The sequence below is a fragment of the Yoonia sp. F2084L genome (genome assembly GCF_023015625.1).
Classification (GTDB): Bacteria; Pseudomonadota; Alphaproteobacteria; order Rhodobacterales; family Rhodobacteraceae; genus Yoonia.
In genome coordinates, this window is record NZ_JALKAH010000001.1 from 310,765 (window position 1) to 323,781 (window position 13,017).

Sequence of the window (13,017 nt, forward strand, 5' to 3'; positions counted from 1 at the left end):
CCGATGGACTGGGCAGGTTTGATGCAGAAGGGGTTGCACCAGTTGCGCCTCACCCCCCGTGATTTCTGGGCGCTGACCCCGGCAGAGTTGCAGATCATATCGGGTGCGACCGGTGCGCAGGCCCCGATGCGCCGCTCGCAGTTTGATGCTCTGCTGCGCGATTTTCCTGATGACGTGAAGGATGAAGATGATGGATGACATCGACAAGATTGATGCGCTTGAAAGCGATGTAGGTGGGTTGGGAGACACGCTTGCTGATACCGCGGCAATGACGGCTGCATTTGAGGATCAGTTACGCTCTGTCCAGGGATCTTTGGGTGATACGACGCGTGACCTTGGCAATCTGCAACGCGGGTTTAGCCAAGGGTTGCGATCGGCTTTCGATGGGCTGGTCTTGGATGGTCAAAGCCTGACAGATGTGTTGGGTGGCTTAGCTGCGAAGATGGCTGACACGGCCTATGCGGCGGCGGTGAACCCGGTGACGAACCATCTTGGCGGGTTGCTGGCAGGTGGATTGAATTCAGCGATATCAGGCCTAATGCCCTTTGCTGATGGCGGGGCGTTTACCCAAGGCAGGGTTATGCCATTTGCCAAGGGCGGTGTTGTCAGCAGCCCCACAAGTTTTCCGATGCGCGGCGGCACTGGTCTTATGGGTGAAGCAGGCCCAGAGGCGATTATGCCGCTTGCCCGTGGTCCTGACGGCCGCTTGGGCGTGCGTGGCGCGGGCGGCGGGGCAGTCACAGTGAACATGAATATCACCACCCCGGATGTGCAGGGGTTCCAGCGCAGTCGCGGCCAGATCGCCGCACAGATGTCCCGTGTCTTGGGCCGTAGCGAACGCCATAGGTAGGAGCCGATATGACTTTCCATGATGTGAGATTCCCCGCGTCCTTAAGCTTTGGCGCGCTGGGTGGGCCGGAACGCCGGACCGAGATTGTGACGCTGGCGAATGGCTTTGAAGAGCGCAACACGCCATGGGCGCATGCTCGCCGTCGCTATGACGCGGGGATGGGGCTGCGGTCCTTGGACGATGTTGAAACGCTGATTGCTTTCTTTGAGGCCTGTCAGGGCCAGTTAATCGGCTTTCGTTGGAAGGATTGGAGCGACTATCAATCATGCCGCCCATCCTGTGCGGTTGACGCGTCCGATCAGTTGGTTGCCGTCGGTGATGAGGTGACTTCGGTGTTTCAGCTTTGCAAGACCTATCGGTCAGGCAATGCTGCCTATACCCGCCCGATTGCCAAGCCTGTGCCGGGCTCTGTCCGTGTTGAGGTGGGCGGTGATGCCTTTCAGCAAGGCGTTGATTACGCGGTGGATTACGACAGTGGCCTGCTGACCTTCACGAACCCACCCGACGCAGGTGCTGAGGTGCGTGCAGGGTTTGAATTTGACGTGCCCGTGCGCTTTGACACTGATGTGATCATGACCTCGGTTTCGAGCTTTCAGGCCGGCGAAGTGCCCAATGTGCCAGTCGTGGAGATCCGGCTATGACCCAGTCTGCTTTGTTGGATCACCTGGGAACCGGAACCACACATGTCTGTCATTGCTGGTCTGTCAGACGGCGGGACGGGAGAGTGTTGGGATTTACCGACCATGACCGCCCGCTGGTCTTTGACGGGATCACATTTACGCCCGAAACCGGGCTGAGCGCCCGTGCGGTGGCAAGTGCCACCGGATTGTCTGTTGATAATACCGAAGCTGTTGGTGTGCTAAGCGCCGATGCCATCACGGAACCGGATATCCTGGCGGGGCGCTATGATGGCGCAACGGTGCTGACCTGGCTGGTGTGTTGGGATGACGTGGCGATCCGGCAGTTGCGCTTTCGCGGGACATTGGGTGAGATTACGCGTGCGGCAGGTGGGTTTCAGGCAGAATTGCTTGGCTTAACGGAAGCGCTGAACCAACCGCAGGGGCGTTCATACCTGAAGAAATGCAATGCGATACTGGGTGACCAGCGCTGTCGCTTTGTGACGGATCACCCATCTTATGTGTTCGAGTATAATGTGACGGCACCGACCGACGGTCAGCGCTTTGCTGTGACGGGCAGCGACAGTTTTAATGCCGGTTGGTTTGAGGGTGGACAGCTTGAGGTTTTGAGCGGAGATGCTGTCGGTCTTAGCGGACTTATCAAGGCGGATGTCGGCGGCACAGATGACCGTCAGGTGACGCTTTGGGTGCCGATTTCAGCGCCAATTGCTGTTGGTGATCGTCTGCGATTAACAGCAGGTTGCGACAAGCGTGCCGAAACCTGCCGCGAGAAGTTTGACAACTTTCTCAACTTTCAGGGGTTTCCCGACATTCCTGGCGATGACTGGCTGGTGAGTGTACCACGCTCGGACAAGCCCAGTAGCGGCGGGAGCCGGAGCCGATGAGCGCGGATGTCGTTGCACTTGCCCGCGGTTGGATTGGCACGCCGTATTTGCATCAGGCCTCGGTCAAGGGTGTGGGATGCGACTGTCTTGGTTTGCTGCGGGGTGTCTGGCGCGAGGTTCACGGCGCAGAACCCGAGCAGATCCCGGCCTATACCGCTGATTGGTCAGAGCCGCAGGGGCAGGAGCTGTTAATGGATGCCGCATTGCGACATTTGCACCCTGTCGGGGATGCTCCGCTGGTTGCGGGGCAGGTGCTTTTGTTCCGTATGCGCAAAGGTGCCGTGGCCAAGCATGTGGGTATTTTGGCCTCTGCTGATGCCACCCCGAGTTTCATTCACGCCTATTCCGGTCACGGTGTGGTGCAAAGCCCGCTGTCTGCCCCTTGGCGCAGGCGTATTACGGCACGTTTTGCTTTTCAAAAAGGATAGTTTCTGATGGCGACAATTGCACTTTCTGCGGCTGGAATGGCGTTTGGTGGGTCGATTGGTGGCTCGATCCTGGGGCTGTCGATGGCTACGATTGGCCGTGCGGCTGGTGCCGCTATCGGGCGCCGCATTGATCAGCAACTGATGGGGTCCGGCAGTGAACCGGTTGAAACTGGGCGCATTGATCGCTTTCGGGTCACCGGCGCGAATGAGGGCGCCGACATCCAGCAAGTCTATGGCCGGATGCGTGTGGCCGGGCAGGTGATCTGGGCGTCGCAGTTTCAGGAAAACAGCGCAACATCAGGCGGGGGCAAGGGCAGTTCGTCTGCGCAGCCGACCACGACGACTTACTCCTATTCGGTCAGCCTTGCCGTTGCCCTTTGCGAAGGCGTAATCAGTCGTGTTGGACGGGTTTGGGCCGATGGCGAGGAGATCTCGCCTGAAAACCTGAATATGCGTGTTTATGCTGGAACGGCAGACCAACTCCCCGATCCAAAGATTGCGGTGCTTGAGGGGGCAGAGAATACGCCTGCCTATCGCGGAACTGCTTATGTTGTATTAGAAGACTTGGCCTTGGGCCAGTTTGGCAATCGTATCCCGCAATTGACATTTGAGGTGATGCGCGCGGCACCTGATGTGGGCATGGAGCTGGCGCAGAGGATTACCGGAACGGCGCTGATGACCGGGACCGGTGAGTATGCTTTGGCCACGTCGCAGGTGTACCAGTCTAAGGGATTTGGCAGCCGTTCGGCTGTCAATACGAACTCGCCCGTGGGCGGCAGTGATTTCACCGCGTCCATGGATGCGATGCAGGGTGATTTGCCTGCCTGTGGGTCCGTTGTTTTGCCGGTGGCATGGTTTGGTGATGATCTGCGCTGCGGCGACTGCACTGTCATGCCCAAAGTCACCCAAGGGGGTGCCGATGCCCCCGCGATGCCGTGGCGTGTCTCAAGCGTGCTACGCAGCGTTGCGGACACCGTGGCGCAGATTGATGATGCGCCCGCCTATGACGGTACGCCCGCTGATGCCGCTGTGATCGAGGCGATTACAGATTTGCATGCGCGAGGGCTTGAGACTGTATTCTACCCGCTGATGTTGATGGAACAGATCGAGGGCAATGCGTTGCCTGATCCATGGATCGACGTGCAGGGTCAGCCCATCCTGCCGTGGCGCGGCAGGGTTACGACGTCGCGTGCGCCGGGGGTTGATGGCACGCCAGACGGCACATCTGTAGCCGCTGCAGAGGTTGCCGCGTTTTTGGGGTCCGCAGCGATTGCGGATTTTTCGATTTCTGGCAGCGTTGTGAGCTACAACGGACCGACAGATTGGGGCTATCGCCGCTTTATTCTGCACTATGCCAATGTTTGTGCGGCAGCCGGGGGGGTCTCGGCCTTTTGCCTTGGATCGCAAATGGTCGGGCTGACGCAGGTGCGCGGGCCTGGTAACAGCTTTCCTTTTGTCGATGCGCTGCGGGCCCTGGCGGGCGACGTACGCACGATCCTTGGACCGGATTGCAAGATCAGCTATGCGGCGGATTGGACCGAATACCACGGCCACACCCCGACGGGCACGCAGGACAAGTTCTTTCATCTTGATCCGCTTTGGGCGGATCCCGACATCGACTTTGTGGCGATTGACAACTTCATGCCGCTGGCTGACTGGCGCGACACTGATGACCACTTGGATGCGCAGGCCGGGTCGATCTACAGCGCGGCCTATCTGAAAGGAAACGTCGCGGGTGGCGAAGGCTTTGACTGGTACTATACCACGCCAGAGGCGCGGGCCGCGCAGCGGCGGACAGCGATTACCGATCCACATGATGAGCCTTGGCTGTGGCAGCAAAAGGCATTTGCCGATTGGTGGCGCAATCCGCATCACCAGCGCGTTGGCGGGGTTCGCGATGTGACAGCAACGGCTTGGGTGCCAGAAAGCAAGCCGCTTTGGTTCACGACCCTTGGATGTCCTGCCATTGATAAAGCGGCCAATCGGCCCGGGCGGATCCTTGATCCGCGCTCTGACGATGCTGTGCTGCCCGATCAGTCGACTGGCAATCGTGATGACATGATGCAAATGCAGTATCTGACGGCCGTTTTTGAGCACTTTGTTGAAAGCCAGAACAACCCGATGTCATCCCAATACGCAGGGCGCATGCTTGCCACCGATCGAATGCACGTTTGGGGGTGGGACGCGCGGCCCTATCCATTCTGGCCCGGCAATCGCAGCCTTTGGGCTGATGGTAGTGACTATGCGCTGGGCCATTGGCTTAATGGTCGGGCGACGAACCGGTCTTTGGCATCGGTGGTTGCAGAGATTTGCGAGCGATCTGGTGTGCAGGATTATGATGTTTCCGCTCTATTTGGCGTCGTGCGTGGCTACACCGTGAACGACGCAGGGACTGGGCGTGCGGCATTGCAGCCTTTGATGCTGGCCTATGGTTTTGACGCTGTCGAACGTGATGGCGTTCTGGTGTTTCGCGGACGCACAGGGGCCGTCGACCACCAATTGACCGACGACACGCTTGCCTTAAATACGGAAAGTGATCAGTCGCTCGCGCTGACCCGTGCTGCCGCAGCCGAGATAACGGGTCGTGTTCAACTGGCCCACGTCCATGCGGATGGTGACTATGATGCGATCGCAGCCGAGATCGCCTTGCCTGATGAGGTGAGTTTCGCCACCACGCGGAGCGAGGTACCTTTGGTCCTGACCCGCGGCGAAGGTGAAAGAATCATCGCGCGTTGGCTGCAAGAGGCACGGATTGGCCGTGATACAGCCAGCTTTGCCGTGCCGCCGTCGCATCTGGATGTGGGTGCAGGCGATGTGGTGGAACTGGACACCAAGGGGCACAAAGGAACCTATCGGGTGGACCGGGTTGAGGACGCAGGCTTGCGCTTGATCGAAGCGACCCGGATTGAGCCTGAGGTTTACCGCCAGCAGATTATGCCGGAAGAAGCCGTGGTGATGCAGCCTTTTGTAGGACCGGTGCCTGCCGAATTGGTCTTCATGGATTTGCCCTTGTTGACCGGCGATGAATTACCGCATGCGCCCTATGTTGCCGTCTCTGGCCGTCCGTGGCCAGGCAGCATCGCGGTCTACGGAGCACCTCAGGATAGTGATTATGCCCTGCACCAGACCTTGAATGAGGCAGCGACGCTTGGCATGACGCAGACAGCTTTAGCCCGTGGACCTGTGGGTGTCTGGGACAGGCAAGCGGCGCTTGAAGTGGCCTTGGTCAACGGTGCTCTCAGCTCAGCGACCCAGGATGCTTTGCTCGCAGGCGCGAATACCATCGCGATTGGTGACGGTTCTGTGGACCAATGGGAAATCATGCAGTTCCAGAACGCACTGCCGATTTCTGAACGTGGTTATGCGTTGACGGGGTTCTTGCGTGGGCAGGCAGGGACAGGGGGAATGATGCCTGATGTTTGGCCTGTCGGATCGCGTGTCGTGTTGATGAATACGGTGCCCACGCAGATCGTTCTACCGACAGCATCGCGTGGTAACCAGCGACACTTCCGTTTTGGCCCGGCCAAACAGCCGATCACCGACCCAAGTTACCGTTATGAAGCCCACGCTTTTCAGGGCAACGGGTTGCGGCCTTATCCGGTGGTGCATTTGCGAACCAAGAGTATCGGCGGAGATCTCGGCGTGTCGTGGATCAGGTCAAGCCGCATTGATGGCGGTCTTTGGGCGGATGGTGAAATTCCACTTGGCGAGGATAGTGAGGCTTATGTGCTGCGCATCAGGCAAGGAGCGGCGATACGCCGTGAGGTGAATCTGACCAGCACCAACTGGACATATTCTGCCGCGGATCGGACAGCTGATGTTGGCAATACACCTTACGTGCTTGAGGTCGCACAACTCTCTGATCGTTTTGGCGCCGGGCCGTTTGTCGGCGTGCAGCTTTAGCCATGCGCCCAGTGCAACTAGCGGATATCGAGATGGCCGCCCGGGTCTTGCTGGCGCATGATCCGGGTGACCGGGTGGGCATTATGGTAGGCTTGCTGCGCAAGGCCGATATCGCTGATCGCTATCGTAAGAAGACTGGGAAGCGACACCGAAGCTTTGGGTGCGGCACGCTGATGTCTGCGGCAGCAGGTTACCGCCAAGCGGGGCGACCGGCGCAAATCGGTCCCGAAACCCTATCTGCATTGCGCGTCGTTATCGAAGGCCTTCTTGCGGACCGCAGTGATCAAGATCTGTGAAATGAACCATCACAGGTTTGTTCTTGGCTTAGCGGCCCAATCTGATCTAAAGATAGGGTCCTAACCAAGCGAGGTACGTGTGATGGCACATCCACAACCAAGTCTGACAGAAATTGACCCGGTCTGGCATCGCATCTGCGAAGAGGCTGAAACAGCCATTGCGGATGAGCCTTTGATGGGGGGCTTGATCCATGCGGGCGTATTGCACCACCGGTCGTTCGAAAGGGCGCTGGCCTACCGGATTTCGATGAAACTGGCATCGCCCGAGATGTCAGAGCAGATTTTGCGCGAGATTGCGGATCAGGCCTATGTCGCGGCGCCAGAACTGGTGTCAGCGGCTCGCGCCGATCTTGTGGCAATCTTTGACCGTGACCCGGCTTGCCATCGGTTCATGCAGCCACTGATCTTCTTCAAAGGTTTTCAAGCTGTGCAGGCCTACCGTCTTGCTCATTGGCTTTTGAACAATGATCGTCGTGATCTGGCCTATTTCATCCAGATGCGCACAAGCGAGATGTTTGGCGTTGATATTCATCCCGCTGCGCGTATAGGGCAGGGGATTATGATTGACCATGCGCACTCGATTGTTGTGGGCGAGACTGCGGTTGTGGGCGATAATGTCTCGATGCTGCACTCGGTCACGTTGGGCGGCACTGGCAAAGAAGACGATGATCGCCACCCCAAGATCGGCGATGGCGTGTTGATCGGTGCCGGTGCAAAAGTGCTGGGCAACATCAAGGTTGGGCATTGCAGCCGGATCGCTGCGGGGTCTGTGGTTCTGGAAGAGGTGCCACCAATGAAGACCGTCGCGGGGGTGCCAGCCAAGATTGTCGGTGAGGCAGGGTGTTCGCAGCCTTCGATCTCAATGGATCAGATACTGAAGACGTCGAAATAGCAAAACGGCGGCTCAGTGATGCGCCGCCGTCCTTCGTTTCTGAAACCGTTTTTACGCCAGCATCGTCATCGGGTTCTCAAGGTTATCTTTGATTGCATTCAACAGGTTTGCACCCAGTGCGCCATCAATGACCCGGTGATCGACCGACAGCGTGGTCGACATGACCGTGCCTACTGTCAGCTCTCCATCCGCGCCAACAATTGGTTTCTTCGCACCAGCACCTACCGCAAGGATCGCGGCATGTGGTGGGTTGATGATCGCATCGAAGTTATCAATGCCGAACATGCCGAGGTTGGAAATTGCAAAGCTGCCGCCTTGGAATTCATGGGGTGCGAGTTTGCGTTCGCGGGCACGCCCGGCAAGATCCTTCATTTCGGATGACAGCGCAGAGAGTGATTTCATCTCAGCGTCGCGCAGCACTGGCGTGAACAAGCCGCCCTCAATCGCCACGGCAACGGCGACATCGGACTTTTCAAACCGCAACGTGCGATCACCGGCCCAGACGGCATTGGCTTCCGGCACTTGCTGCAGGGCAAGGGCACAGGCCTTGATGATGAAGTCATTGACCGACAGTTTCACACCGCGCGGTTCAAGCTGCTTGTTCAACTGGCTGCGGAACTTGAGCAGTGCATCCAACTGGATGTCGCGGCGCAGGTAGAAGTGCGGCACGGATTGCTTGGCCTCTGTCAGACGCGCTGCAATCGTCTTGCGCATTCCGTCCAGTTTGACCTCTTCGAATGGACGATCGGCGTAGGTCTTGAGCACAACATCCGTGTCCGGACCAGCGGCCATTGTCGCGGTGGACGCTGCTGCTTTTGGCGCAGGGGCTGCGGCTTTGGGCGCGGCAGTTGCGTTCTCAACATCAGCTTTGACGATGCGACCGTGGGGACCAGAGCCTGAGATTGCTGTCAGGTCCAATCCCTTATCAGCGGCAATCCGACGTGCGAGTGGCGTGGCAAAGATGCGCGTGCCATCCTTTATAGGGGCTGTCGGCGCGGGCTTCTCGGCCGCTGGCGCGGCACTCTGCGCAGGGTCAGGTGAAGACGGCGCGGCAGCGGCGGATGAACCGGCAGAGATATCACCGATATCGTCAGCGCTTTCGCCATCTTCCAGCAACACGGCGATCACATCGTTGACCTTCACGCCTTCGGTGCCTTCAGGCACGACGATCTTGCCCATCACGCCTTCATCGACGGCTTCAAACTCCATCGTGGCTTTGTCGGTCTCGATCTCAGCCATGATATCACCAGAGGAGACAGTATCACCCTCTTTGACGTGCCATTTGGCTAGCGTGCCTTCCTCCATCGTGGGGGACAGGGCAGGCATCAGGATTTCTGTGGGCATCTTATTGACCTTTCAACTTTCCATTTTGCCAGTTGGCGTATCTGTAGGATTATCTATTTCGGCTTGGTACATTGCTCGAATCTCTGCCAGCGCGCCATCCACGGATGAGGCCTTGCCAACATGCACCAATGCGTTCGCAAAATGCTGTTCAAAATCGGCTAATATAATTCCCGCCCAACCAGGGTTCTGGAGTTGATTTGCATCAATCCGGACGTTCAGTGAGCCGTCTTCCTCGAAAAACGCAACCATTAGCGGGTTCTCCAGCTCAATTTTCTTTTTCTTGCCAAACATCTTACACCTCAGCGGTAGGTTACTTTTTTGCAGGCCTCGACGACTTCGTCGGCGGTCAGCAAAGCGTGTTTTTCAAGGTTGGCGGCGTATGGCATCGGAACATCCTTGCCTGTGCAGGTGATGACCGGGGCATCCAGATAATCAAATGCCTCTTGCATGATCACACCGCTGATATAGCCACCGACGCTGCCTTGCGGCCAGCCTTCCTCAACGGTCACGCAGCGGTTGGTTTTGCGGACAGAGGCAAGGATCGTCGCCGTATCCATGGGACGGAGCGTGCGCAGGTTGATCACTTCGGCATTGATGCCTTCTTCCGCCAGCTTTTCAGCAGCAGCCAACGCATAAGTCATCCCGATCCCAAAGCTAACGATGGTCACATCATCGCCGGAACGCTCGATCTTTGCTTTCCCAAAAGGAATGGTGAAATCATCCATCACCGGCACATCGAAAGACTTGCCGTAAAGGATCTCATTCTCAAGGAAGATCACCGGGTTGGGGTCGCGGATCGCGGTTTTCATCAGGCCCTTGGCGTCAGCAGCGGAGTAGGGCATCACGACCTTCAGACCGGGAATCTGCATGTACCAGGCGGCATAGTCCTGGCTGTGCTGTGCGCCGACGCGCGCCGCGGCACCGTTTGGACCACGAAACACCATGGGTGCGCCCATCTGACCACCAGACATATAAAGGGTCTTGGCTGCAGAGTTGATAATATGATCAATGGCTTGCATGGCGAAGTTGAATGTCATGAATTCAACGATTGGCTTGAGACCGCCAAAGGCCGCACCCACACCGATGCCAGCAAAACCATGCTCGGTAATTGGTGTGTCGATGACGCGCTTTGCGCCAAACTCATCCAACAGACCTTGGGAAATCTTGTAAGCACCTTGGTACTCAGCCACTTCCTCACCCATAAGGAAAACATCCTCATCGCGGCGCATCTCTTCGGCCATCGCATCGCGCAGGGCTTCACGCACTGTCGTTTGCTTGACCTCAACATCTGCGTCCCAATCCGGGGTCGCATCTGCAACGGGAGCGGCAGGGGCCGCAGCAGCAGGGGCTGTGGCGGGTGCCTCTTGCGCAGCGGCTGCGGGTGCAGCAGCAGGTGCGGCACCGGCGGCAGGTACATCTTCACCTTCTTCAACAAGGATCGCGATGACCTCGTTGACCTTCACACCTTCGGTGCCTTCGGCGATGACAATCTTGCCAACGATGCCTTCATCGACGGCTTCAAACTCCATCGTGGCTTTATCGGTTTCAATCTCGGCCATGATGTCGCCGGACGATACGGTGTCGCCCTCTTTGACAAGCCATTTGGCCAATGTGCCTTCTTCCATTGTGGGAGAAAGGGCGGGCATAAGAATTTCAACGGCCATGTCTTACGCCTCCACTTCTGCGTAAATATCTGTCCAAAGCTCGTCCAAAGCTGGCTCTGGGCTTTCTTTCGAAAACTCGGCGGCTTCGTTCACAATGGCTTTGATTTCCTTGTCGATGGCCTTGAGGTCATCGTCGGTGGCATGTTTGCCAGTCAGCAGCATATCGCGGATCTGCTCAATCGGGTCACGCTCGTCGCGCATTTTCTGCACTTCTTCGCGGGTGCGATACTTGGCCGGGTCCGACATGGAGTGGCCACGGTAACGATATGTTTTCACTTCCAGAATGTAGGGCCCTTTGCCTGCACGGCAGTGCGCAACCGCACGCTCGCCAGCTTCCTTGACCGCTAGAACGGACATACCATCTACTTCTTCACCCGGAATGCCGTAAGCCGCACCGCGCTCCCACAGGGAAGGTGATTTCGTGGAACGCTGAACCGATGTCCCCATCGCATATTGGTTGTTCTCAATAACAAAAACGACGGGCAAGTCCCAAAGCTCAGCCATGTTGTACGTCTCGTAAACCTGACCTTGGTTCGCAGCACCATCACCGAAGTAGGTGAAAGTCACGCGGTCATTGCCTTTGTACTTGTCGGCAAAAGCAAGACCCGCACCCAATGGCACTTGAGCGGCCACAATCCCGTGGCCCCCATAGAAATGCTTCTCTTTCGAGAACATATGCATGGAGCCGCCTTTACCCTTCGAAAAACCACCTTCGCGGCCCGTCAGTTCGGCCATAATCCCCTTGGGGTCCATGCCACAGGCCAGCATATGACCGTGGTCGCGGTAGGATGTGACGCGCTTGTCGCCTTCTTCGGCTGCGGCCTCAAGGCCCACAACAACCGCTTCCTGTCCGATATAAAGGTGGCAGAAGCCGCCGATCAGGCCCATGCCGTAAAGCTGGCCTGCTTTCTCTTCAAATCGCCGGATCAGCAGCATTTCACGGTAATGTCCCAGCAGTTCCTCGGCTGAGACGTTGGGTTTCGCGGCGGCCTTCTTGGGCGGCATGTGCTATCCTCCAGCGTGTTCTTAAGTAGTTTAGTATTAAACTATCTTTTAGACCATGTGCAGAAAAAATGCGAGTGTGAAAGTGACCTACCGTCAAGTGCTGCCGGAATAGCCGCGTTGCGTTTAGCGAATAACGATTTCGTCCGCACGGATCATGCCCAGCACATCGCGCGCTTGTTGATCCAGCAGGTCCAGATCAAGGAAGTTATCAGACAGGCGCGATGTCAGGTTTTCCATCTGCGCTACCTCTTCCTGCAAGGCGGCAAGCTCAACAGCCAGGGCGTCACCTTCGGCCTTCACTTCGATCCGTTTGAACAGGCCATAGTCGCCCTGCACGGCAGCGAACGTGAAATAAAGCCCCAGCATGATCATGCCAAGGAAGTAGAAAAGAGCGCCAAGCTGTGGACGGCTGCGTCGGATCATTGATCTGCCTCAAGTGCCACCTCTGACGGGCGACTTCAGTCAGAATCGCACATCTGATTCGGAAAGGGAATCCCCTAAATGCGAAAGGTCAGTTTATGTTGGATCGGACTAGAATACCCTGTGAGAATGTCAGCTTTGAGCCCAAACCGACTGGGAAGGAGCTACAAGTTTAACTCGTATTCGCACTATCTCTCCCAATTTTTTAGCTCACGGCGTACGCTACCAAGACTACCGCATTTTGGCGGACTGTGAGGGGAATATTTTGATTGATCACATGGGAATTACGGTTAGTGGCCTGGCGAAAAGTAAGGAATTTTATTCGAAGACTTTGGCGGCTCTCGGCTATGTCCTTGTAAATGACAGCTCTAGTTCTGTTAGCCTTGCCGTTAAGGATGGGTACGGAAAAAGTGCCGATCCAGCGGGTGATATTTGGCTTTCCATGGGAAAACCGATGGTTCCGCGCCCTCATTTCGCGTTTAGCGCAGCTTCGCGAATGGCTGTCGATGCCTTCTTTGCAGCAGGCGTTGCAGCGGGCGGAACGGATAACGGTGCTCCGCGCATTCGCTCCCAATATCATTCAAATTATTATGCAGCGTTTCTGCTTGATCCAGACGGATATAACATTGAGGCGGTCTGCCATTCAGCCTCAGATCAAGTGTGATTGGCCCTATCCTGTCAATTGCGCGGAGG

At 57.1% G+C, this 13,017-nt stretch carries 14 protein-coding genes; 9 read left to right on the forward strand and 5 right to left on the reverse strand.

Translation table 11 applies throughout. The features are described from left to right. Window positions 1-3 precede the first annotated feature (3 nt). The 8 genes from MWU60_RS01455 (at window position 4) to cysE (ending at window position 7,891) form a co-directional block, all read left to right on the forward strand. Window positions 4-198: a rcc01693 family protein gene (locus MWU60_RS01455; protein ID WP_247225267.1), complete on the forward strand. Its 195-nt coding sequence runs from the start codon at window positions 4-6 to the stop codon at window positions 196-198. After that, window positions 182-850: a phage tail tape measure protein gene (locus MWU60_RS01460; protein WP_247225268.1), complete on the forward strand. Its 669-nt coding sequence runs from the start codon at window positions 182-184 to the stop codon at window positions 848-850. Before MWU60_RS01455 ends, MWU60_RS01460 begins: the two co-directional genes overlap by 17 nt. An 8-nt stretch (window positions 851-858) precedes the next feature. Beyond that, on the forward strand, window positions 859-1,491 hold the full coding sequence (locus MWU60_RS01465) for a DUF2460 domain-containing protein (protein WP_247225269.1): 633 nt from the start codon (window positions 859-861) through the stop codon (window positions 1,489-1,491). Next, entirely contained in the window at window positions 1,488-2,372 is an 885-nt protein-coding gene (locus tag MWU60_RS01470; RefSeq protein WP_247225270.1) for a DUF2163 domain-containing protein, read from the forward strand. The genes MWU60_RS01465 and MWU60_RS01470 overlap by 4 nt, the downstream gene beginning before the upstream one ends. Beyond that, entirely contained in the window at window positions 2,369-2,800 is a 432-nt protein-coding gene (locus MWU60_RS01475; RefSeq protein WP_247225271.1) for an NlpC/P60 family protein, read from the forward strand. The genes MWU60_RS01470 and MWU60_RS01475 overlap by 4 nt, the downstream gene beginning before the upstream one ends. A 6-nt stretch (window positions 2,801-2,806) precedes the next feature. Next, window positions 2,807-6,703: a glycoside hydrolase TIM-barrel-like domain-containing protein gene (locus MWU60_RS01480; protein ID WP_247225272.1), complete on the forward strand. Its 3,897-nt coding sequence runs from the start codon at window positions 2,807-2,809 to the stop codon at window positions 6,701-6,703. A gap of 2 nt (window positions 6,704-6,705) precedes the next feature. Further along, the gene (locus MWU60_RS01485; protein ID WP_247225273.1) at window positions 6,706-6,999 is read left to right on the forward strand and encodes a hypothetical protein; all 294 of its coding nucleotides are present in this window, start codon (window positions 6,706-6,708) and stop codon (window positions 6,997-6,999) included. An 82-nt stretch (window positions 7,000-7,081) separates the two neighbouring features. Continuing rightward, window positions 7,082-7,891, forward strand: coding sequence for a serine O-acetyltransferase (cysE, locus tag MWU60_RS01490; protein ID WP_247225274.1), 810 nt, complete (start codon window positions 7,082-7,084; stop codon window positions 7,889-7,891). Between the two features lie 51 nt (window positions 7,892-7,942). Here cysE and MWU60_RS01495 read toward each other — a convergent pair whose 3' ends face one another. The 5 genes from MWU60_RS01495 to MWU60_RS01515 all read right to left on the reverse strand — a co-directional run bounded on the left by MWU60_RS01495 (window position 7,943) and on the right by MWU60_RS01515 (window position 12,327). Further along, window positions 7,943-9,235, reverse strand: coding sequence for a pyruvate dehydrogenase complex dihydrolipoamide acetyltransferase (locus MWU60_RS01495; RefSeq protein WP_247225275.1), 1,293 nt, complete (start codon window positions 9,233-9,235; stop codon window positions 7,943-7,945). A 12-nt stretch (window positions 9,236-9,247) separates the two neighbouring features. After that, window positions 9,248-9,526, reverse strand: coding sequence for a DUF5076 domain-containing protein (locus tag MWU60_RS01500; RefSeq protein WP_247225276.1), 279 nt, complete (start codon window positions 9,524-9,526; stop codon window positions 9,248-9,250). An 8-nt stretch (window positions 9,527-9,534) separates the two neighbouring features. Further along, on the reverse strand, window positions 9,535-10,899 hold the full coding sequence (locus tag MWU60_RS01505; RefSeq protein ID WP_247225277.1) for a pyruvate dehydrogenase complex E1 component subunit beta: 1,365 nt from the start codon (window positions 10,897-10,899) through the stop codon (window positions 9,535-9,537). A gap of 3 nt (window positions 10,900-10,902) precedes the next feature. Continuing rightward, entirely contained in the window at window positions 10,903-11,904 is a 1,002-nt protein-coding gene (gene pdhA, locus MWU60_RS01510) for a pyruvate dehydrogenase (acetyl-transferring) E1 component subunit alpha (RefSeq protein ID WP_247225278.1), read from the reverse strand. A 123-nt stretch (window positions 11,905-12,027) separates the two neighbouring features. After that, complete coding sequence (locus MWU60_RS01515) at window positions 12,028-12,327, reverse strand: septum formation initiator family protein (protein WP_247225279.1); 300 nt, start codon at window positions 12,325-12,327, stop codon at window positions 12,028-12,030. A gap of 274 nt (window positions 12,328-12,601) precedes the next feature. On the opposite strand from MWU60_RS01515, the gene MWU60_RS01520 reads away from it, so the two are divergent. Next, window positions 12,602-12,988 carry a VOC family protein gene (locus tag MWU60_RS01520; RefSeq protein WP_247225280.1) on the forward strand — a complete coding sequence of 129 codons (387 nt, stop codon included), beginning with the start codon at window positions 12,602-12,604 and terminating at the stop codon, window positions 12,986-12,988. The last annotated feature ends 29 nt before the right edge of the window (window positions 12,989-13,017 follow it).